Annotated in this window: 17 protein-coding genes; 5 read left to right on the forward strand and 12 right to left on the reverse strand. The window is 39.5% G+C overall.

Going from position 1 to position 22,338, the window contains the following annotated elements; translation table 11 throughout:
- Positions 1–27: 27 nt before the first annotated feature.
- Positions 28–1,803 carry a histidine kinase N-terminal 7TM domain-containing protein gene (locus G0Q07_RS12145; RefSeq protein WP_163346339.1) on the forward strand — a complete coding sequence of 592 codons (1,776 nt, stop codon included), beginning with the start codon at positions 28–30 and terminating at the stop codon, positions 1,801–1,803.
- An 84-nt stretch (positions 1,804–1,887) separates the two neighbouring features.
- On the opposite strand, the gene G0Q07_RS12150 is transcribed toward G0Q07_RS12145, so the two are convergent.
- From G0Q07_RS12150 to G0Q07_RS12185, 8 genes are all read right to left on the reverse strand, one after another.
- Positions 1,888–3,018: a glycerate kinase gene (locus G0Q07_RS12150; protein ID WP_163346340.1), complete on the reverse strand. Its 1,131-nt coding sequence runs from the start codon at positions 3,016–3,018 to the stop codon at positions 1,888–1,890.
- Between the two features lie 118 nt (positions 3,019–3,136).
- Positions 3,137–4,447 (reverse strand): Gfo/Idh/MocA family protein, encoded by a 1,311-nt coding sequence (locus G0Q07_RS12155; RefSeq protein ID WP_163346341.1) that lies wholly within the window; start codon positions 4,445–4,447, stop codon positions 3,137–3,139.
- 39 nt (positions 4,448–4,486) lie between these two features.
- Positions 4,487–5,410 carry a DUF6807 domain-containing protein gene (locus G0Q07_RS12160; protein ID WP_163346342.1) on the reverse strand — a complete coding sequence of 308 codons (924 nt, stop codon included), beginning with the start codon at positions 5,408–5,410 and terminating at the stop codon, positions 4,487–4,489.
- Positions 5,407–6,342: an FAD:protein FMN transferase gene (locus G0Q07_RS12165; protein WP_163346343.1), complete on the reverse strand. Its 936-nt coding sequence runs from the start codon at positions 6,340–6,342 to the stop codon at positions 5,407–5,409. Before G0Q07_RS12165 ends, G0Q07_RS12160 begins: the two co-directional genes overlap by 4 nt.
- Before the next feature lie 351 nt (positions 6,343–6,693).
- Positions 6,694–8,037, reverse strand: coding sequence for a Gfo/Idh/MocA family protein (locus G0Q07_RS12170; protein ID WP_163346344.1), 1,344 nt, complete (start codon positions 8,035–8,037; stop codon positions 6,694–6,696).
- 3 nt (positions 8,038–8,040) lie between these two features.
- A complete protein-coding gene (locus tag G0Q07_RS12175; protein ID WP_203532534.1) occupies positions 8,041–9,387 on the reverse strand; it encodes a 3-keto-disaccharide hydrolase in 1,347 nt (448 codons plus the stop codon).
- Positions 9,388–9,568: 181 nt separating this feature from the next.
- Entirely contained in the window at positions 9,569–11,674 is a 2,106-nt protein-coding gene (locus G0Q07_RS12180; RefSeq protein ID WP_163346345.1) for a S9 family peptidase, read from the reverse strand.
- Between the two features lie 127 nt (positions 11,675–11,801).
- Positions 11,802–13,763, reverse strand: a complete 1,962-nt coding sequence (locus G0Q07_RS12185; RefSeq protein WP_163346346.1) for a GNAT family N-acetyltransferase — start codon at positions 13,761–13,763, stop codon at positions 11,802–11,804.
- Positions 13,764–13,946: 183 nt separating this feature from the next.
- Between G0Q07_RS12185 and G0Q07_RS12190 the strand changes: the two genes are divergently transcribed.
- The 4 genes from G0Q07_RS12190 to G0Q07_RS12205 all read left to right on the forward strand — a co-directional run bounded on the left by G0Q07_RS12190 (position 13,947) and on the right by G0Q07_RS12205 (position 18,481).
- The gene (locus tag G0Q07_RS12190; protein WP_163346347.1) at positions 13,947–15,299 is read left to right on the forward strand and encodes a sodium:solute symporter family protein; all 1,353 of its coding nucleotides are present in this window, start codon (positions 13,947–13,949) and stop codon (positions 15,297–15,299) included.
- A 172-nt stretch (positions 15,300–15,471) separates the two neighbouring features.
- Positions 15,472–16,884 carry a PAS domain-containing sensor histidine kinase gene (locus G0Q07_RS12195; RefSeq protein WP_163346348.1) on the forward strand — a complete coding sequence of 471 codons (1,413 nt, stop codon included), beginning with the start codon at positions 15,472–15,474 and terminating at the stop codon, positions 16,882–16,884.
- Positions 16,885–16,891: 7 nt separating this feature from the next.
- Positions 16,892–17,299, forward strand: a complete 408-nt coding sequence (locus G0Q07_RS12200) for a response regulator (protein WP_163346349.1) — start codon at positions 16,892–16,894, stop codon at positions 17,297–17,299.
- Entirely contained in the window at positions 17,300–18,481 is a 1,182-nt protein-coding gene (locus G0Q07_RS12205; protein ID WP_163346350.1) for a hybrid sensor histidine kinase/response regulator, read from the forward strand.
- On the opposite strand, the gene G0Q07_RS12210 is transcribed toward G0Q07_RS12205, so the two are convergent.
- From G0Q07_RS12210 to G0Q07_RS12225, 4 genes are all read right to left on the reverse strand, one after another.
- Positions 18,478–20,259 (reverse strand): aminopeptidase P family N-terminal domain-containing protein, encoded by a 1,782-nt coding sequence (locus G0Q07_RS12210; RefSeq protein ID WP_163346351.1) that lies wholly within the window; start codon positions 20,257–20,259, stop codon positions 18,478–18,480. The two genes, G0Q07_RS12205 and G0Q07_RS12210, sit on opposite strands and share 4 nt — an antisense overlap.
- 10 nt (positions 20,260–20,269) lie before the next feature.
- Positions 20,270–20,800 carry an NUDIX domain-containing protein gene (locus G0Q07_RS12215; protein WP_163346352.1) on the reverse strand — a complete coding sequence of 177 codons (531 nt, stop codon included), beginning with the start codon at positions 20,798–20,800 and terminating at the stop codon, positions 20,270–20,272.
- Between the two features lie 74 nt (positions 20,801–20,874).
- On the reverse strand, positions 20,875–21,777 hold the full coding sequence (locus G0Q07_RS12220; protein ID WP_163346353.1) for an alpha/beta hydrolase: 903 nt from the start codon (positions 21,775–21,777) through the stop codon (positions 20,875–20,877).
- Between the two features lie 2 nt (positions 21,778–21,779).
- Positions 21,780–22,313, reverse strand: a complete 534-nt coding sequence (locus G0Q07_RS12225) for a hypothetical protein (protein WP_163346354.1) — start codon at positions 22,311–22,313, stop codon at positions 21,780–21,782.
- Between the last annotated feature and the right edge of the window lie 25 nt (positions 22,314–22,338).

Genomic DNA, 22,338 nt, shown 5'->3' on the forward strand with positions numbered 1-22,338 from the left:
TTGTACAACTAGCAACAGACGCTGCCTATGATTGACTTTATACCGAGTATCAGCAGTATTCAACTAATAACTGCCTTTACTGCAATCGGAACATGTATCCTCTTATGGAAATTTAGAAAAGCCACCGAGGTACGCTTCCTTATTTTACTGGAAGTTTTTGTTGCTATCTGGGCTTTTAGTTACGCACTGGAATTTGGGACTCCCGTGTTGGAAGAAAAAGTTTTCTATTCGCAAATGTCGTATTTGGGCATCGCGTTTATCCCGGTTTCATACTTCTTTTTTACCACTGCTTTTAGTCAGAAATTTCGTTTGGTAAATAAACGTAATATCCTTATCACGCTTATTATTCCGATAATTACGCTGGTTCTGGTATTTACCAACGACAAACACGGGCTGATATGGAAAAATTACAGTCTAAACAGCAGTACCAACATACTGCATTACCAACATGGTATTTGGTTTTGGATTTTCGATATCTATACGTTTACGCTAATCGCGTGGGGGATTTTTAACCTGATTAGTTCGATTTCGACCTTTACCCGTTTTTACCAAAAACAAATTCGCTTATTAATCATTGCCTCTCTTATTCCGGTAATTGCCAACCTGATGTACATTTTTAATATCAATCCGGTGCCGGGTTTCGATTGGACCACCGTTTCGTTTGTTGTAACAGGATTAATAATTGCGTTTGGTATATTCCGCTATAAAATCTTCGAGCTCATTCCTCTTGCCCGCGAGAAATTACTGACGACCATGAATGAAGGTGTTTTGGTAATAAATACAAATGGAATTATTGAAGAAGTTAATCCGGCACTGATAAAAATTTTTAATCTTAATGAAAAGACTATCATTCACTCAAATTTCATAAAAACATTTAAAAATTATCCGGATATTATTGAGCTTCTTAAGTCGGTTGATGATCGGTTTACCGACTTTGAGCTGCAGAATAAAAACCAAACAAACTACTTCCAGATAAGGATTTCGGCACTTTACGACCAGCTGGGGAAATATAACGGGAAATTGATGGTTTTAAGTGACGTTTCTTCAATTCGCCTGGCAAAAATTCAGCTAACAGAAAAGAACAAACAACTAAAAGAACAGAACCAACGCAATGAAAAACTAATCGATGACCTGGATGCTTATGCACATACCCTGGCGCACGATCTGAAAAATTCTTTGGGACTGATCCACTCATCAAGCGATATTATTATTGAGGCGATACAAGATGGCGATATGGATACTGTTAACGAATTTTCAAAAATAGTAAAGGAATCAGCAGCAAAAACCATTAGTGTCACCAACGAATTATTAAAAATGGCTACTGCTGGTCATGAAAATGTTGAAACAGTACCGGTTGAAATGGACGAAATTTATCAATCGGCATCTAATCAAATTTCGGATATGATTACCGAGTACAATGCAAAAATAGAAGTGACGGGAAACTGGATTAATTCGCAGGCCTATGCACCGTGGGTAGAAGAAATTTGGATAAACCTGTTATCAAATGCCATGAAATACGGAGGAGTTCCACCGGTAATAAAAGTTGGCTGCGAGCTAACCGGAAACGGAATGGTGAAATACTGGATAAAAGACAATGGCGATGGTATCCCCAAAGATCAACACCAAAAGATATTCAGAAAACACACCCGTTTGCAACCCGCCAAAGCAAGCGGTCACGGACTAGGGCTATCAATTGTAAAACGTATTATTGAAAAGCTTGGAGGCAAAGTTGTCGTTGAAAGTACCGGTAAAAAGGGTGAAGGAGCATTGTTCTCTTTTAAGCTTCCTGTCGGTAAAGTATAGTTACGAATTAAGATTTAAACACCGTAATAGTAGTGCTTTGGCAAATCGGCAAAGTAAACTCGGCCAGGCTCTTCCTCTTATCGATTATTTAGCCGATTTAATGTGCCGTGCAAATTGCGCAGCAGCATTCTCAAGGTACTTTTCTGCGTTTTTAATGGAATCATCAACATCAATGGCCTGTTGCATTATTTCAGCAAGAAAATCGATTTGGTGTGCTTTTCCTTGCTGTTCACTCAATTCGCTTACCCCGCAAAAGACTGCCAATTTTTGGTTGGTTCTTGAATCGAGCACTCCTTTTATTACTTTTCCTGAAAATGTTTGCGCATCTAATTTCCCTTCTCCCGTAATAATCCAGTCGGCGTTTTTTACCTGCTCATGAAAATCAGCAATTGATTTTATAAGTTCTGTGCCCGATTTTAAATGCGCATTCAAAAATAAAACACAGCCTGCTCCCAGTCCACCGGCAGCACCTGCTCCTGCAATATTTTGCAGGTTCTTTCCAAATTGCTTTTCAACTTTGTCGTTAAAATTTCTAAGGCCGGCATCCAATTCTTCTACCATCCGTGTTGATGCTCCTTTTTGTGGTGCATAAATGTGTGCTGCACCATTTGGCCCGAATAAGGGATTATCCACATCGCAGGCCACTTCAAATTTGATATTCTTTAATTCTGAATTTGCCAAATTAGTGTTGATAGTTGAAAGTTGGTTTAAATCCTTCCCCTGCCCTTTTAGCTCCTTGTTTTCATTATCGAAGAAACGAAAGCCAAGAGCGCGCGCCATTCCCATTCCGGCATCGTTGGTTGAGCTTCCGCCAATGCCTAAAAGAATGTGTTTTGCGCCTCGTTTTATGGCATCCAATATTAATTCGCCGGTTCCAAAAGTTGAGGTTTCCAACGGATTCAACTCTTCGTTTTTCAGTAAGCGAATTCCCGATGCTTCGGCCATTTCGATAAAAGCCAGCTTTTCTTTTTCGGCATATAAATAATTGGCATGAATTGGTTGCATTAACGGATCGTTAACCTCCAGGGAAATTAATTCTCCACCTATATAAAACTGAAGTGCATCAACCGTTCCATCGCCACCATCGGCAAGCGGCAACTTAACGATAGTCACATTTTTGAAGTGCTTTTTAATGCCACGTTCAACGGCATTGCAAAACTCAATTCCGGTTAACGATCCTTTAAATTTGTCGGGTGCGATTACGATCTTCTTCATTTGCCTAAAAATAAGAATATTTCTATAGGAGTTGGCACTTCATAAAAAACGGGAAGCTAATTTTAACTTCCCGTTTTCCATCGCACAAAACTATTTTCGGCAATTCAACATCCTACTTTTAAACTTTAGGTAATTGCCAGTTTTTACTATAATTCAACCCCATAAGATCGTTAGCTGCTGTTTCATTAAAAGTCTTCGAAGCGTTATTCCAGTTAATTCGCTGCCCAACACGATAGGCCATATTTCCCATCTCAGACACGATTGCTGTTTTGGCACCAATTTCTACGGGAGCATTTAATGTGCCACCTTTTCGTATACACGACAGAAGATTTTGTACATGTTCATCGAGACCATCGCCATAATTTTTCTGTGCTTTTGCTTCAAAGAACGGACCTTTTAATTCGTTGCTATGATCGGGTAATATTTCATAGCCATTTCGTGTAACTACTAATGTCCCTTTTTGACCAACAAATGCAACTCCGTGTCCTTTTTGGTATGGGCCAATCCCCGGGTTTAAACCACATTCCCAAATCATGGTATGTTTGGGATATTTATAAAGTGCCTGCTGAATATCCGGTGTTTCAATGGCACCCGGTTCGTGATAAAAAATACCTCCACCCGGAGAAATCGATTCAGGCATATCGGCATCCATGGCATATAAGGCAAAATCAAGTAAGTGAACGCCCCAATCGGTCATTGCTCCGCCAGCATAATCCCACCACCAACGGAAATTATAATGAAAACGGTTCATATTAAACGGACGTTTTGGAGCCGGTCCTAACCACATATCGTAGTCTACATAATCCGGTGCGGCTGAATCTTCCATCACCGGATAAGGCGTATCATATCCTTTGTAAATCCATGCTTTTACCAAATGAACATCGCCCAGCAATCCTGACTTTACAATTTCTGAGGCTTCAAACCAATGTTTTGAGCTGCGTTGCCACATTCCCACCTGACAATACAATTCAGGATGTTTTGCCTGGGCAGCCACCATCGCATTACATTCTTCAATACTGTGGCCCATTGGCTTTTCAACATATACGTGTTTCCCGGCATCCAAAGCCATCATCATCATTATGGCATGCCAGTGGTCGGGTGCTCCTATAATCACTGCCTGCACATCTTTGTTATCCAACACCTGCCTAAAATCATTGTAGGTAAGCGGCCGGGTTCCGGTCATCTTTTCTACCTCTGCAGCTCTACTATCCAAAACATTACTATCAACATCGCAGAGAGCCACACAGGCAACATTGTTTTCTTCTCGTAAAAAACTTTTCAGGTTACTAAATCCCATCGAACGACATCCGATAAGCGCCACATTAACCTGTTCGGCAGGTGATGCACAAGCATTCAAAATTCCCGGCACCACGCTAACTGCAGCTGTGGCTATTGCCGAATGTTTAATAAATTCTCTTCTATCTGTCATTTTGTTTCAAATTTTATTGGTTCGATCGAGCAAGTGTAATTATTGGTCAATTAATTTTGAGATTCTTTTCGATTTTAATTTCCCGGAATAAACAATAAGTGAATACTTTAAAACCAGTGGTTCGGTGGTTGACAACTCAACCGGTTCCGATCCGGGCCAGGCAATATTTTGCATACTATTCTTTTCGCGTAGAATTAAATTCTGCGGATAACCAGGATTATCCTTGTTATCGATAATTGCAATTCCTGCCTTTGAATTTCCTTTACCCAACGATCCTGAAATATTTACAAAACCTTCCGATTCAACGGCAGTATTTTTGGCTTCAATATTTCCACTCTCTCCCGTAAACTGAACATCATCGGGCAAAATCATGCGAACGGAAAAACCACCATAGCCCTTTTCATCTTCAGAGCCTCCTATGCGTAAATTTTCTTCCAGCGCTAATAGACTGATTTCGAAATCTATTCTTCGATTTTTTAAACTACTTTCGTGTACATGAATGGAAACATTCTCACGAATATAAGGCTTCTGTTCGCCATTCTTTTTCCACTTGTCGGACGACCAAAGCACCTCGCTTTTTAACCATATAGTTTTATCCGGATCTTTAATAAATTCTATTTCAGTAATTTCCTGTTCAAAATCTTCTATCTCCCACGGATCGCCAATGCGTTTATCGCCAATCCAAACCTGATGCCAGGCCCAAAAAACACCGCGATGATGCAAATGATCGGCCGGAAAATCTTCAGTAAGTACTTTCCCGTTTAGCCCCCACAAAGGATGAATATAGTTGCAACGTTCGTAAGCACCGTCTTTATTCAAGGGTTTCATTTGATAGAACAAAACGTTGGAAGAACCATCAACAATTTTAATTCCATCGCTTTGTTTTTTCATGGTCAACTGCCCCCACAACAATCCATTGCTAAACAGTACAAAGAACAACAATAATGCAAACAATCTTTTCATGACTGCCCCTCCTCTTCAATTATTGTTGTCTTGGTGATTACATCATCCAATGTATATTCTACTTCCAGAATTTCAACATTATTTAATTGATTAGAGATGATTGCTTTATCATTCTCGGGAAGGATAAGCCAAATATTGGCAATAAAAGCCCCCATTGTTGCCGAGTCGGCTTTTACCGAAACAGTTCGTTTTCCTTCAACAGGAAGGCCGGTTGCCGGACTGATTATTTTCCGCTCCTTCATTCCTTCGCCATCATCGCGAATATACACGGTTCCGGTTGTGTAAACGGTTTGCCCTGAGACTTCAAAAACATGCGCAAATTCGCTTGGCTGCTGTTGATTTCGGATTCCCAATGGCCAGTCTGTTCCGGCAGGATGTTTTCCCAGCGCCAAAACAACATCTTCCTCAAAACTGATAATGGCATCTTTAACATCAAGATCGATTAATAATGGTTTGATTAAATCGAGCGCAAAACCTTTTTCAATTGCACCAAAATCCAACTCTACCCCGTCCTCTTTAAAACGAAGTTTCTTATTCTCGATGTCAAGTTCAATTTTATCAAAACCACATTTTTTCCTTGCTTCTTGCAGCTCGTTTTCTTCTACATTTTCCTTTTCTACCCAAAGCGATTGTAGTGGAAACATCGTTATATCGAAAGCTCCCTGGCTCATCTGGTTAAAATCATTTGCAATTGTCAGAATTTCCCACAATTCGCCGGGAACTTCCATCCAAACGTCTTTTCCCGTTTGATTAAGCTCGTGTATGTCAGACAATAAACTAAACCTGCTGATCGTACTTTCCAGCTGTTCAATTTCTGCTTTTATTTGTTGAAATATTATTTTTGCATTAACGGCTTCAAGGTTGGGGAGCACCACGTCGCAATGACTGCCAAAGGCCAGAAAAGTATCACTAAAAATAGTAGGTTCTGTCATTCTCTTAGTTTTATAGTTCGAGTAAAGCACTAAATTAAAAAAGTAAGCGAAATTTTAAGACCTTCACTCGAACAAATACAAAGCCATTATTAATTTATATTCCTTCTTTTTAACCTGAAAAATTAATAATATTTTTCACACGAAGTGTTGACGATTGAAAATCTTGATGATACATGTTTTTATTAAAGCAGCCCACTGATTTTCAATGTCTAGGTTAACCCTGACAAATAATTGAAAAACAATTATTTCGTCAGCCCCGCGGGTAGTTAATTCATCAAAATGAATTAATCAGTTAATAAAACAGGTACAAAAAAAGGCAGGAAAATCCTGCCTTATCTATCAATGTTATTTCTATATTTTTGGTTCCCAACTGGGATCGTACTCTCTGCCCCATAATTTCATGGCCTCGCGATCGTACATAATTCCTGTTTTATCGCAGATATCAAATCCATGTCCTATCCGGTAAGCTGCGTTTGAATAATGCACCATTGTCTGGCTAATCGCGCCTTCCAGAATATGTGAATTTAACTCACCATTACCACGAATTCCATTAAACCAGTTTTGTACATGTTTTGTAGACATATCGCCACCTCCACCAAGAGCAGTGCCTGCTTCCTGCGAGGCAGAAACGCTGTCTTTAACAACTTTTCCTCCACGATCATAGAGAACGTATTTTCCACGGTCGACAAATACAGTTCCCTCGCTTCCGTATATAATGGTTCCGCGGCCTCCCATACCGTAAGTATTATGACCATTACGGCTGCGACCGTCCCATTTAATAACTTTGTCGTCACCAAAAAGGAATGTAGCATCCATGGTGTCGTACATTTCCCAACCGTCGTCGAAAAAATGGCGCTTGCCGGCTTCAACATGCACATTATTTGGTAAACCTACCTGTAATGCCCAACGGGCAACATCAAGCTCGTGTGTTGCATTATTTCCGGTTTCCCCTGTTCCGTAATTCCAACCGTACCAGTGCCAGTTATAATCCCAGGTTTCCTCGGTATATTCGCGATGAACTGCAGGCCCCTGCCATATTTCCCAATCAAGTCCGGTTGGTACTGCCGCTTTTTTCTGAACAGGCACTTCACCTCTTTGGTTGATGTAAAATGCCACCGCTCTGTACGGAACGCCAATCACTCCGTTATGAATTTCGTTAATAATTTCGTTCGTATGATTTGATGAACGCTGCTGGTTCCCCATCTGAACAACTTTGTTATATTTTTCCGCTGCTTTAACGATCATCTCATTTTCGTACATGTTGTGGCTGCAGGGCTTCTCAACATAAACGTGCTTACCGGCTTGCATAGCCATAACCGACCCCGGAGTATGCCAATGATCGGGAGTTGCATTGATAATACAATCCACATCCTTATCATCAAGTATTTTTCGGAAATCGTTTTCCAGTTTTGGCGTGTAATCAATATGCTTTGAAAAGCGCTCGGCAGCGTTTTTACGTTGGTGCTCCATTACATCGCACAGGTATTTTAATTCTACATTACTTTCTTTATCTGCAATTGGTGCAAAATAAGCCCCCAAACGACGCCCAAGTCCCATAATGGCGACATTAAGTTTGTCGTTGGCACCTAAAATTTTACTGTAACTTTTTGCCGACATGCCCATTGCAGTTCCACCAACGGCAACACCGGCTGCTCCTGCCGATACCTTTTTTAAAAAATCTCTTCTGTTAGTCATAGGTTATAAATTTCTTATTTTTAAACTTCTAAAATGAACAGTGTCATGGTGGTCCTGTAAAAGAATTGGACCTTTTTCGGCCATTCCGAAACCTTCAAAACCGGCGTATTTACTGCGTGCTACAAGAGCTTTATAAATATTATCGCCACGAGTATATTCTACTACTTTTCTTCCGTTCAGCCAATGTTGTACTTTTCCACATGGATAAACCACAACTCGCCCGCGATTCCATTCGTTGGGCCCTTTTGTAAAACGTCTTTCTTTGCTCGAAGGTATCAGGTCGTAAAGCGACGACATAGTGCGGTTACCCACTACTCCTTTTTTAGCATCAGGATGCTTCTCATCATCCAAAATCTGATATTCCAATCCTATGCTGGGGCCGTTATTACCAAGTCCGTATTTCACACCACTATTCGCACCATCCGTATACATAAAATCAAATTTGAATTCGAAAGGGCCAAATTCTTCTTTGGTAATAATATCTCCTCCTTTTTTACTGGAATCCTGACGACTTGACAAAATGGTTAAGACACCATTTTTTACTTGCCAACCTTGTTCAGGAAATTCCCCGGTATTTGCATTCTTCCAGCAATCGGTTGATTGTCCATCAAATAAGAGATGGAAGCCTTGTTTCTTTTCCACAATGTTCAAGTTGTTGGCAACAAGGTTTTCCACATGAATGTCAGAATAAAAATCTGGCACCAGGTTTTCAGTTTTTATGCGAATATTTCGCCATTTTATTTGCTCGCCTTCCTTTTCTTTATTATTTCCGATTCCATGTACCTGAAGTGCAATAAAACCTTCGGAGGTCATATCATCGATAACATGAGCAACCGGAATATCGTTTAACCATGTACGAATTGAGTTTCCAATACACTCAATGCGATATTTATTCCAATGTCCCATTTTCAAGGCTTTTCGCGCATCGGGATTAAGGTCAAGCGGATACAGCCACCCACGACGTGCTTCGTCGTAGATACCTGCACTCCAGGCACGTTCAGATGGGTCAACCTCGCATTGATAACCATGTACTCTCCCGTTGTTATAATCGGGCAGACTTAAACTTCTGAATTGAATGCCGGAATTCATATTAGGCTCTACCAGTAATTCCACTTCAAAAACAAAATCGCTGTAATTTTTTTCAGTACATAAAAATGAGTTTGGCGTACCGGCAACCGTGGTTCCAACAATTTCCCCGTCAACCACTTCGTATTCTGCTTCACCGTTACGTTGTATCCATCCATCAAGGTTTTCACCATTAAATAGATTTTCCCATCCATCCTGGGCGTTTGCGTTTGTTACTAAAATTGTAGAAATCGTAAGAAATAAGATCGAAATAAAGTTTTTCACTTTTATTAGATTTTAGTTTTAATTGGTTTATTATTTAAATCGTGTACGAACACGACAGCAGCAAATTTAATCAATTTTTAGAGTCTGCAATAAGATTGTTGTAGAATTCAAAAATAATTTCAGCGGAATAAAAAAGCCCCGATAAATATTATCGAGGCCTGTAAAATTTTTTAACACTTCTTTATTTTATCCCTAACTGATCGAAAATAAACGCATATTCCAGCGCTGTTTCTTTTATCCATTCAAAACGCCCGGAGGCTCCTCCATGGCCGTAATCCATATTTATGTGAAATAGCAATGGATTCTCATCAGTTTTCAATTCGCGTAATTTGGCTACCCATTTAGCCGGTTCCCAATATTGAACCTGCGAGTCGTGTAATCCGGTTGTTACCAGCAATGCCGGATAATCTTTCGCTTCCACATTATCGTAGGGCGAATACGCAAGCATGTAATAATAATACTTTTCAATTTTTGGGTTTCCCCATTCATCGAATTCACTTGTAGTAAGCGGAATACTTTCGTCGAGCATGGTAGTAACAACATCAACAAACGGAACAGCGGCAATAACTCCTTTGTACAACTCGGGGCGAAGATTTATACAAGCGCCCATTAAAAGTCCGCCGGCACTTCCGCCCATGGCAAATAATTTTTCGGAGTTGGTGTATCCATCATCAATCAGGAATTGAGCACAGTCATTAAAATCGGTAAAAGTGTTCATCTTTTTCAGCAATTTACCGTCTTCGTACCACTGGCGACCATTAATTTGGCTTCCACGAATATGTGCAATCGCATAAACAAAACCACGATCGAGCAGAGGTAAACGCGCTAAAGAAAAGCTTGGATTGTTTGTAATTCCATACGAACCATATCCATATAACAACGCTGGATTATTGCCATTTTTTTCCATGCCTTTTTTATATACAATCGACATCGGAATTTTTGTTCCGTCGCCAGCTGTTGCGTAAATACGTTTGGTTTCGTAATCATTCTTGTTAAAACCTCCGAGCACTTCCTGTTGCTTGAGTAACTTGCGCTCTTTTGTTTTCAGGTTATAATCGTAAATCGAATTCGGAGTGGTCATCGAAGTGTAGCTGAAACGGAAAACATCGGTATCAAAATCGAGGTTTACATTCGGACTAACCGTATACACTTCTTCATCAAAATCAATGTAGTATTCTCCACCTTTCCACGAAATTACGCGAAGTTGGTTAATACCTTCTATCCGTTCGGTTACTACCAGGTAATCTTTTAAAATATCAAAACCACTAAAATAAATATCGCTGCGATGTGGAATTACCTCCGTCCAATTCTCCTTTTCTGGTGCTGTAACCGGCGTTTTCATTAAACGGAAGTTCAGCGCATTTAAGTTTGTACGAATGTAAAAGTCGTTTTTAAAATGATCGACAGAATATTCCACCCCACGAACACGGGGCTGAATAATCCTGAATTCGCCTTCCGGATTATTGGCATCCAGAAAACGGTATTCAGAAGTCAATGTACTTTCACTTCCAATGATCAGGTATTTTTGAGATTTTGTTTTAAAGATAAATACTGAGAATGTCTCATCGTCTTCATAATACACTTCAACATCGTCCTCAACCGGTGTTCCGATGACGTGCTTCATAATTTTCTCGGAACGAAGCGTAACATCATCTTTCAATGTATAATAAACCGTTTTATTATCGTTGGCCCAAATGGCACTCCCGGTTGTCAGAGGAATGGCATCGGGTAAAACTTCGCCGGTTTCCAGATTTTTAAAATAAATCGTGTATTTCCTTCGACTTACAGTATCTGTTCCGTAGGCAATCATTTTGTTGTCGGGACTAACCGACAATCCGCCTAGCATAAAAAAGTCCTGTCCTTCTGCCAAACGATTCTCGTCGAGTATTACTTCCTCTTCCGCATCAAGATTCCCTTTCTTCCGGCAATTTACATTGTATTCTTTACCGGGTAACTGTTTGTAGTAATAGTAGTAACCATTCTTCTTGTAGGGTACCGACTCGTTTTCCGGTTTAATTTTCGACTTTATTTCCTCAAACAATTTTTCCTGAAGCGGTTCGGTATGTTTCATCACAGCATCTTTGTAAGCATTTTCAGCTTCCAAATGTGCAATCACTTCAGGGTTTTCGCGCTCGTTCATCCAGTAATAATTGTCAATGCGCGTATGACCATGTATCGTAAGTTCTTTCATCATCTTTTTTGCAACAGGTGGCTCTGGCTTCTCGTTCGAAGTACATGCCACTAAAAATAGTCCCCAAATAAAACTCAAATAAATTAACTTCTTCATGCTTTTGGTAATTAGGTGATATTATTAATATTTTCTTTAGGAAAGTTTGAAATTACACTTAAACAAGCAACTTTCAAAGTGAAATCCCATTGAAATCTAATCGATCGGATAAGGCAAAATTGCAATTTCACTTATTCCTGAAATTTATCTTTTGAATATTTTTCGATATTTCAATCCGGTTATAAATCGATTCGATGATTTGATCGTATAATGTATCTTTTAAAATATAATCTTCAATATCCGCATCAATATTTGGATTATCATTTACTTCAACCACATATACTTTATCGTTCACCAACTTCAGGTCGACACCGTACAAGCCATCACCAATCAAGGCTGCTGCTTTTAGAGCTGTTTTAACCACTTCTTCCGGAACTTCATCGATATTCACAGTCTCCGAATCTCCGGAATACTCTTCGGCCTTACCGGTCCAGTTATAAATTTGCCAATGTCCTTTCGACATGTAATACTTGCAGGCAAAAAGTGGCTGGTTGTCGAGCACACCTATCCTCCAGTCAAATTCGGAATAGAGAAACTCCTGGCAAACAATCATATCCGATTTTTTGAACAGTTGATTTATTGCATCAGAAGCCTCTTCCTTATTCTCCACTTTTGTTATTCCCAAAGAAAATGCACTATCAGGTTGCTTTAACACCAAGGGGAAATTCATCCCTTCTAAATCTTCCTTATCAAAAATGTTCTTGGTGAAAACAACCGTTTGCGGGGTTAAAATTTTGTGCTTTCTAAAAATCTCGTTCTGAAATATTTTGTTGGAACACCGTAATATCGACCAGGGATCATCGATCACAACCAAACCTTCGGCGTAGGCCATTCGTGAAAATTCGTAGGTATGGTCGTTTACATTGGTGGTTTCGCGGATAAAAAGTGCGTCGAATTCGTTTATTTTATCAAAATCATTTTGTGTAATAAACTCGGCATACAAACCTTTTAGGTTGGCCGCAGCTTTAAACTTTTGAAGCGCCCGTTTGCACGATGGTGGCGTTTCTTCTTCAGGATCAATAAGAATGGCAATGTCGTATTTATAATTGATCAGCGTGGTTTTATTAAAGCGCCGCTTACTAAAATACTTGCGCGCGAACTCGTAAATTACCTCAATTTCGCTTTCGGGCAATTTGTTTAGGCTTAGCACTTTAATTCCTTTAATTATCCATTTCTCCTGTTTAACAAAATCAATCTCAAAAAGCGGAGTCTCAAACAAAAGATAAAGTCGGTTGGCAATGGAGTTAAAACTTTTGGCGTCCGTCTGTCCGAAATAGATTTTTAGCTGAAACTTATCATCTTTTATTTTTTCCAGCGCTTTGTTTATCCATTCATCAATATCGTACGAGGTGGAATGGATAACATTCAGCATTTTAAAGTCGCGCAATGTAACCGAACTTGGAATTACACGATGACCGCGAGCAGCCGCCAGCAACGACACATAATAACCGTAGCTCTGATATTTGTATGAACTACAGAGATTAAAAACACGCATATCGGTGCTGTTCTGGTAAACCGGGTTGCTGATGTACTCTTTTACCGAGATAACTTTAGCATTCACATCGGTAAAAGTCCACTTATGCGGTTGATTGATTACAATAATATTGGTGGTTTTTTTACGGACAACTTCAGCCCCCGTGCTAAATTCCATTTTCACCGCATCTTCTCCTCTTGTGTAATAATCAGGAATAGTGTACAACACATTAAATCCTTGCTTTTTATACCACTCGATCAACTTCTTGTTTACAACCTGAACCTCAATTAAAATTTTACGATATTGTTTTTCTATCGCCAGGTTTTTCACATAATTCAACATGAATGTGCCTAATCCGCTATTTTGGTATTCGGGCACAACTGCTATTGAATAAATACGCAGTGCGTGTTTATATTTAAACAAAGTGAGTGCGCCAACGGAAGCTGACTTTTCACCTTCTTTCTTCTCAACTATTAATACTTCCTGAAACTTACTGTCCAGGCTGTGTCGTATACTTTTGCGGGAACTCTGTTGAAAATGCGGAAATGATTCGTTTTCCAGCTTTTCAAGGAAATAAAAATCACCGGGTTGTGATTCTCTGATATTCAAATCCATTTAATGCGTTATAAATCAAAATTAATTGAAACCTATTTTACACTTTAACCCCATTATACTCATTGTAGCACCAAATGCCACTTTCTTATAACAGGATCAATAAAATGAATATGCTTTCCTATTTTATTGACAAGCAAAAATACAATAATGAAACATTAATTCCGATATTTGTCAGCTGTAATTATGCGAACAGAAATAACCATACTTATTTATTTTATTTTTATTGTCGGGATTGGCGTTTATTCAGCATTTCGGATTAAAAAACCATCGGACTATTACGTGGCTGGGAAAAAAGCCAAACTACTCCCTGTTTCAGGAAGCTTGCTGGCAACTATTTTGGGTGGTTCGGCACTGATGGGAACTATTGAATTAAGCCAAACGAGAGGCTGGGCAGCCTTATGGTTTTTGTTTTCGGCGGCTATCGGATTGTTTATTCTGGCACCAATTTCAAAATATGTCAGCCGGTATGGAAATTATACACTTCCCGAACTTTTAGGGAAATTTTTTGGACGCAAAGCCGAACGTTTTTCAACAATTATAATTCCATTAGCCTGGTTAGGGATTGTGGCTGCACAAATTATCGCTGCTGCACAAATTCTCCAGGGACTTGGTTTTATTTCGTACCAAAATGCAGCAATTTTATCCGGCTTTGTTTTTATTGTTTATACGCTTCTTGGTGGCCAGCTAAGTATTCTAAAAACCGATACCCTTCAGGCGGTATTGATTGTTGGTGGACTGGCAGCACTTCTTTTTTATGGCTTCAAATCGCCAGAACACAAGCAGGTTGAACCATTAAATATAAACGCGCTGTTTAATGCCTCCTTTTCATTGGTTGACCTGATCGTTCTGTTAATGACCTATTCAGTAACTTTTATTGTTGGACCCGATATATATTCACGCCTGTTTTGTGCCAGTAATGAAAAAACAGCCCGTAAGAGTATTCTCATAGTGGCCACTCTATTAATCCCCATTTCGTTTGCCTTAACTTATTTAGGTGTTTACTCGGGCGGCAACAACGAAGGCATTATGGCCTTTGCCGGGCATTTACTCCCCAATTGGGCTTATGGTTTATTTATAGCAGCGCTACTTTCGGCGGTAATGTCGTCGGCCGATACAACTTTACTAACCTCGTCGATGATTTTAAGCGAATTATTCAGCGGTAATCTGGAGAAAAAACAGTCATTGCCACTCACGCGCTGGCTGGTTATTGTAATTGGTATTTTAAGTTTACTGATTGCCTTATATATTACTTCAGTCATTCAGGCTTTACTTTTAGCACTAAGCTTTTTTTCCGGAGCATTTGTGGTTCCTGTATTATTCGGTCTGTTAGCTGTTAAAGTGAACAAGAAAAACGTTATTTGGGCAATGTTTTTGGGCGGAATAACTGCGTTAACAGGCAAACTATTTACTTTATTCAACTATCAGGATTTTGGAAATGGACTGATAATTCTTAGTTATTTTGTAAATACTTTCTTCCTGCTTATCGGACGTCGTTCAAATAGCAAAAATCCAAAAGCTACAAGTTTGAAAGTTTAACAGATTTTAAATTCTTCACAGATCTGCACGAAATAGCTAATCAATATTCAATCTTATTACAATTATTATAATTTTGGTGCTGCTTAAAAATAATTTCAAAAACACGATGAAATTATTGTTTAAACTTGTCGACTACTATTCGGCATTTTACAGACGCTAAACAGAAAGAACGATGAAATATAAACAGCTTATTGAAAGTCTGGGAAACGAATATTTCTTTTATTCTCATAATACCGACGGAGAATACCTCTACATGAGCCCGTCTGTTGAACAAATTTTGGGCTACGATGTAGATGAGGCAAAACTGGGTTTAGTGCAACATATGATCGACAGTGAGCTAAACGATAAAACCAAAGAAATATTAGAAAAAAGCGCCACAGGAGAAAAACAAAAAACTTTTCAACTGGAGTTAAAAACCAAAGATGGGTCAATAAAAGTAATAGAAATTACTGAGTCGCCTTTGTATAATGATGCCGGAGAACTTATATCGGTTGAAGGAGTGGCCCACGATATTACAAGGCGGATTGAGCGCGAAAAAACAATTCGTCAGCAAAATCAAAAGTTAAAACAACAAACTGAAGAACTGGAAGCTACCATCGCCGACCTGAAACTAACCCAATCGCAATTGGTGCAGTCAGAAAAAATGCGGGCGCTGGGAAACCTGATTGCCGGTGTTGCACACGAAATTAACACCCCTATTGGCGCCATTAACGCCTCTGTCGATAACATCTCCAAATCGCTCGATGAATCGATGGATAACTTATATATTTTGTTTACACGGTTAACCGAGCATGAATTGGTGGTATTTCTGAAAATTATGAAACTGATAGACCGGAGTAAACCACCATTGATTTCAAAAGAAAAACGACTCTATAAAAAACAGGTTAAAGAAAAGCTTGAAAACGCTGGACTTGAAGACACGTATACAATGACCGATCATTTGATTTACCTGAATCTTTATGAGGTGGTCGATCAAATTATTCCCTTAATGAATGTTGAAAATCCTGTATTCATTTTAAAATCGTTACGCGACATTTACTCGGTAAGAAAAAATTCGGAAAATATAAAACTGGCCGTTGAAAAAGCATCGAAGGTTGTGTACGCCCTTAAACGATTTACCCATAAAGATCAGGGTATGGATAAAGAGCTAAGCAACCTAAAAGAGAATATCGACATGGTGCTGACTTTGCATCATAACCGTATAAAACAAGGCATTGAAATTGTTCAAGACTACGACGATGATATTCCGTTGATCCGCTGTTATCCCGACGAACTGGTTCAGGTTTGGACAAATATTATATCCAATTCAATTCAAGCAATGGATAACCATGGACAGCTGACCATTACTATAAGAAATCTACAGGAACGTATTCAGGTGCAGATTGCAGATACCGGATGTGGGATTCCGGACGATATACATGAAAAGATTTTTGAGCCTTTTTTCACTACCAAAAAAGCCGGAGAAGGAACAGGAATAGGACTTGAGCTTGTTCTGAAAATAATTGAAAAGCATCAGGGCAATTTAGATTTTGAGAGCGAGGTAGGCAAAGGAACAACTTTTATTATTACATTACCTGTTAATTAATGAGGTTATGAAGAAAAAGGCGATAGTTTGTGTTGATGATGAAAGTATAATTCTTGACAGTTTAGGAGAACAAATAAAAAACATCTTCGGAGATGAATACTTGTATGAATCTGCAGAAAATGCAGAGGAAGGACTGGAAGTAATTGATGAATTGATGGAAGAAGCGGTTGATGTACTTGTGATTGTTTCCGACTGGTTAATGCCGGGTAAAAAAGGTGACGATTTTTTGATCGAAGTTCATAAGAAATTCCCAAACATAGTAAAAGTAATGTTAACCGGACAAGCAGATGAGAAGGCCATTAACAATGCAATTAAAAATGCAGAATTGCATGCTTATATTTCAAAACCATGGTCGTCTCAGGATTTAGAACAAGTAATAAAAACAGGTTTGGCAAAAATTGAAAATAAGGGGTAAATGAAAAAACAAACAATTATTTGTGTCGACGATGAAGAGATAATTCTGGAGGCTATTCAAGAGCAACTTGAATCATCATTTGGAGAAGAGTATAATATTGAAACATCAGACAGCGGTGAAGATGCACTGGAATTTTTTAAAGAACTGATTGATGAAGGGCAACAAGTACCTGTTATCATTTCGGATTATATTATGCCGGGAATGAAAGGCGATGAGCTTTTAAAAGAAATTCACCAACTATCACCCGAATCGTTGAAGATTCTTTTAACCGGCCAGGCCAGTATCGAAGGTATTAGTAATGCTATAAACAATGCAAAACTGTATAGATATATTGCAAAACCCTGGGATAAAGATGATTTGGTTTTAACCGTAAAAGAAGCGGTAAAAAGCTTTTTGCAGGAAATTAAAATACGCAAACAGAATAAGGAACTGCTGGAATTAAATGCATCGTTAGAAGAGCAGGTTGCTGAACGCACTGAAGAATTAAGAGAGGCTAACGCTGCTAAAGATAAATTCTTTTCCATTATTGCTCACGACTTAAAAAGCCCTTTTAATGCACTACTAGGACTGTCGGATGCAATGCTTGCGAACTGGGAAATATTTGAAGATGAGAACAAGCTGGAGTTTGTTCAGGACATAAACGACGCCTCAAAAAACACATACGCTTTATTGCAAAATCTATTGGAATGGTCGCGTTCACAAATTGGCACCGTTAAAGTTGCACCTATAGAATTTAATCCTGCAGAAGTTGTACGTGAAAATCTTGAGGTATTAAAGCAACATGCCGATTCGAAACAAATTTCAATTACAAATAAGGTAGACAACGACGTTTTTTGCAAAGCCGATAAAAACATGATCTCCACCGTATTCCGTAACCTCATTTCAAATGGAATTAAGTTTACCAACATTGAAGGAAATATCACGATAACTTCTTGCTCGAAAAACGGATATTATGAATTTTGCGTTACTGATAATGGAATTGGCATGAACGAAAAAACAAAGAATGACTTGTTTAACCTTAACAGCAAAACTCAGCGCGTTGGAACATCGAAAGAAAGCGGAACCGGATTAGGGCTGCTTCTTTGTAAAGAGTTTGTTGAAAAAAACGGCGGAGAAATATCAGTTAGCAGTAAGGAAAATGAAGGCAGTACCTTTTGCTTTACCTTACCCGTTGCCAATTAAATTTGTTCCGTTAATACATCCAAAAACTTGTGATATTTATTTTCAAGAAGTGGTTTTAATTCGGCGTTTACCCAAAGGTGGTAATCGTTGAGCCATTTTCGCTCCTTTTCGGTCAACAAATCGATTTTTATCAACGATGTGTCGATTGGGCAAAGTGTCAGCGTATCAAATCCAAGAAAACGACCAAACGCTGTTTTTTCACGTTCCACACAAACCATCATATTTTCGGTGCGTAGTCCGTACTCCCCTTCGCGGTAAAATGCCGGTTCGTTCGAAAGCACCTGTCCCGGAAGCATCAGGTTTTCGTTGTATTCCAACCGGATTGACATTGGGCCTTCATGAACATTCAGGAAATGACCAACTCCGTGCCCGGTGCCGTGGCCGTAATTCAAACCGTTTTCCCAAAGTGCCTGACGCGCCAGAATATCGAGGTGACAACCTTTAACGCCATACGGGAACTTGGCTTGTGTTAAACCGATCATTCCTTTCAATGTCAAGGTAAAGTCAGTTTTAAATTGTTCTGAAACCGCACCCAAAGCAACTGTACGGGTAATATCCGTAGTTCCGCTTATATACTGACCACCGGAATCAAAAAGCACCACACCATCGGCTTCCAGCGGCAACCCATCATCCGGGCCAATATGCAGATGTACCAATGCGCCACGACTTTTATAACCAACAATCGGCGGAAAACTTTCGCCTTTAAAACCATCTTGTTTAGCTCTGAATTCAGCCAGTTTTACACCAAACTCATAATCAGTTACCGTTTCTTTCCCGATCGTTTCTTTTAACCAGTGCAAACACTCCACCAAAGCCACACCGTCTTTTTTCATGGCACTTCTGAATCCTTCCAGTTCAGTTTCGTTTTTCACAGCCTTTTGTATCGCTACCAACGAAGTTCCGTCAACGATTTCATTATTCTGCGCAAGTGCGTTATATGCTGCAAAATTTAAAGTAGAAGGATCGACGAAAATCGTTTTGTCTTTTATTTCAGCCAGGTATTCGAAAAACGTGTTGTAATCTTTTAACTGAACACCATCATTTTCAAGCTTTGTTTTTAGTTCCGAATCAATTTTATCCGAATCAACAAAAAGCACATTTGCATTTTCACCAATAATTGCAAAAGCGGTAAAAACCGGATTATAAGGAACATCCGAGCCACGCAGGTTATACAACCACGCCAGTTCGTCTAACATTGATATCACGTGAATATCAGCTCCATGTTCAGCCAGCTCGCGTGAAATCTTTTGTTGTTTTTCAGATCGTCCAACTCCGGCGTATTTTAGATCCAGCTCAAAGGCCTTATCACTTGGAATAGCCGGGCGGTCTTCCCAAATAGCATCAAACAAATCAGGCGTTTCCGTCAGTTCTATATCCTTTTTCAAAAATCCTTTTTCAAGATTTCTGAAAGCGTCAACAGTTAACGATTTTGTGTCGAGGCCCACTTTACTTCGGGCAGGCAAATTTTCACTCAGCCAACTTTCGGGCGACACCGCATCAGGTACACGTAGCTTCATCATTTCAATTCCGGTGCCTTCCAATTCTTGCGTAGCCTGTAAAAAATAACGCGAATCGGTCCATAAAGCGGCATTGTCAAGCGTTACCGCTACCAAACCATACGAACCTGTAAATCCCGAAATGTACTCGCGTGTTTCCCAGCGTTTGGGTAAATATTCGCTCGAATGCGGATCGGTACCTGAAATGTACCAAGCATCAATACCAAGCTTTTTCATTTCGGCGCGTAAGGCTTCCAGTCGTTGCTTTATTTCTGATTTCATTACTTGTTTCTTATGCTTTCAGTTTTTTAAAATAATCTATCACAAAACCTTTAATCGAAGGAGCAGGGATATCGTCGTAATCCAACTCTTCTTCCGAATAGAATTTATAATCAAGAATATCGTCCATCGGTTTTAGGTGCTCCAAAGAATCCGCTGTAACCTGAAATGCCATATCAAGTGTAAAAACGGTGTACGCCGAAAAAACATATTCATTTGGAGCAGATCCGAGATACTTTAACGACTTTACCTCCACCCCCAGCTCTTCTTTTAGTTCGCGTTTCACGGCGTCTTCTGCCGATTCCAGTGGGTCGATAAAACCTCCCGGCAAATCGAGTTTTCCATAGTTTGGTTCAACTCCACGGGTAACTAACATTAGTTTTCCCGATTCATCGGTAACCAATGCCGCCACAGCCGCTGCCGAATTTATAAAAAAATGAAATCCACAGGCAGCACATTTTAATGAGCGATCGCCGGATTTATTAAATGCTGTGGAACCACATTTTGGGCAATATTTTAAAACTTTTAAGGGATGGGTATTCATTTGATATATGAATTTCAATTTACGTCTGTAGATTTTTTCTTCTTCTCAATTCGTTAATCATCATTCTACATTCATCATTCAATAATTTCTCTTGCTTTTAACCAATCGACAAACAAATTTGGCCAGTTATCCGCCGGAATTCCGTTTTTACGTATACCAAAACCATGTCCTCCTTCGGCAAAAATGTGCAACTCGGCGGGAACTTCAAATTCTTTCATTTTTGAATAAAAACTGATGGAATTTTTTGGCAAGACAGCAGTATCATCGTCGGCCAAAACAAGAAATGTTGGTGGTGTTTCCGCACTCACATTTAACTCGTTCGAATATTTTCTGACTAATTCTTTATCGTGCCCTTTGCCAATTAAATTCTCCCTCGATCCTAAATGCGTGAACTCTTCATCCATGGTAATTACAGGATAGAGCAACAACATAAAATCGGGCCGGCAACTTTGTTGTTCAACCTTATCTGAACTTTCTTTATTGCCATAATCGAAAACAGTTCCGGCAGTTGAGGCCAGGTGACCACCAGCCGATGAACCAGCGATTCCTATTTTTTCAGGATTGATCCCCCACTCTTTTGCATTGGCACGAACAATTCTTATGGCTTGCCTTGCATCGCTTGATGGAACTTCGTGGTTTCCATATGGCAAACGATATTTTAGTACAATTCCTGCAATTCCTTTTTCCTGAAGAAAACGAGCTATATCATACCCTTCGTGGTCCATCGCTTCAATCCAATAACCACCTCCTGGACAAATTACTACAGCCGCTCCGGTATTCTTTTCTGCCTCGGGCAAATAAACATACATTTCAGCTTCCGACACATTTCGCACACGAACGCCATCGTATTTTTCTTCCGGTTCTGTCATCCCGTTGTCGTTTGGTGCACTGTTGGGCCACACTTTTAGTGTCTTGTTTTGTGCCATAACAACTCCGGCAATAAATAAGAATAGTAGAATCAGCTTTGGTTTTTTCATGATTATTTACTTTTTGCTCCAACAAAATAGTGCTCTTTTTCGGAGAACAGCACATTAAAAGTCGTTAGCGAACCGTAGGCTCGCGTTATGTATTGTTGAATATTCACTTTCTCTTCATCCGTCAGCGATTTGCTGCTGTTTATATTTTGTTCCAAAACACGTAGTCTATCGCGCAGCATTACAATTTTGTGAAAGAAGGCTTCAATCGGAATTTCTTTTGGTTTAAGCTCAGGATTAGCCGGTTGCAGCAACATCGTACCTCCCTCCCATTTTTCACCCAACGGAATAACTTCACTCAGTGCAGCGTGTTTATCAAGCACATAGTTCAGCACCTTTTCCATTTCACTGATCGAAAGTCCCGATTTTTCACCAGTTTCATTCGCTACCAAAACAGTCAGATCAGTATTTCGTTTTGTGATTTCCATTTTACCGCCTCGCTCAAAAAATATTTCGTAGGCAGTAAGGTTGTCTTTACTAATTATTCCTTCTCCGTACCGCGGATGTTCAACCCTTGTTCCAACAGTTAAATCTTCCATTTCTGTTTAATTTATTGATCGCTTA

Origin of the sequence: Draconibacterium halophilum (assembly GCF_010448835.1) — a bacterium.
Lineage (GTDB): Bacteria > Bacteroidota > Bacteroidia > Bacteroidales > Prolixibacteraceae > Draconibacterium > Draconibacterium halophilum.

Coding starts and splice junctions, on each gene's coding strand:
- G0Q07_RS12145 (WP_163346339.1), top strand. CDS start 28: ATGATTGACTTTATACCGAGTATCAGCAGTATTCAACTAATAACTGCC.
- G0Q07_RS12150 (WP_163346340.1), bottom strand. CDS start 3,018: ATGAAGAAGATCGTAATCGCACCCGACAAATTTAAAGGATCGTTAACC.
- G0Q07_RS12155 (WP_163346341.1), bottom strand. CDS start 4,447: ATGACAGATAGAAGAGAATTTATTAAACATTCGGCAATAGCCACAGCT.
- G0Q07_RS12160 (WP_163346342.1), bottom strand. CDS start 5,410: ATGAAAAGATTGTTTGCATTATTGTTGTTCTTTGTACTGTTTAGCAAT.
- G0Q07_RS12165 (WP_163346343.1), bottom strand. CDS start 6,342: ATGACAGAACCTACTATTTTTAGTGATACTTTTCTGGCCTTTGGCAGT.
- G0Q07_RS12170 (WP_163346344.1), bottom strand. CDS start 8,037: ATGACTAACAGAAGAGATTTTTTAAAAAAGGTATCGGCAGGAGCAGCC.
- G0Q07_RS12180 (WP_163346345.1), bottom strand. CDS start 11,674: ATGAAGAAGTTAATTTATTTGAGTTTTATTTGGGGACTATTTTTAGTG.
- G0Q07_RS12185 (WP_163346346.1), bottom strand. CDS start 13,763: ATGGATTTGAATATCAGAGAATCACAACCCGGTGATTTTTATTTCCTT.
- G0Q07_RS12190 (WP_163346347.1), top strand. CDS start 13,947: ATGCGAACAGAAATAACCATACTTATTTATTTTATTTTTATTGTCGGG.
- G0Q07_RS12195 (WP_163346348.1), top strand. CDS start 15,472: ATGAAATATAAACAGCTTATTGAAAGTCTGGGAAACGAATATTTCTTT.
- G0Q07_RS12200 (WP_163346349.1), top strand. CDS start 16,892: ATGAAGAAAAAGGCGATAGTTTGTGTTGATGATGAAAGTATAATTCTT.
- G0Q07_RS12205 (WP_163346350.1), top strand. CDS start 17,300: ATGAAAAAACAAACAATTATTTGTGTCGACGATGAAGAGATAATTCTG.
- G0Q07_RS12210 (WP_163346351.1), bottom strand. CDS start 20,259: ATGAAATCAGAAATAAAGCAACGACTGGAAGCCTTACGCGCCGAAATG.
- G0Q07_RS12215 (WP_163346352.1), bottom strand. CDS start 20,800: ATGAATACCCATCCCTTAAAAGTTTTAAAATATTGCCCAAAATGTGGT.
- G0Q07_RS12220 (WP_163346353.1), bottom strand. CDS start 21,777: ATGAAAAAACCAAAGCTGATTCTACTATTCTTATTTATTGCCGGAGTT.
- G0Q07_RS12225 (WP_163346354.1), bottom strand. CDS start 22,313: ATGGAAGATTTAACTGTTGGAACAAGGGTTGAACATCCGCGGTACGGA.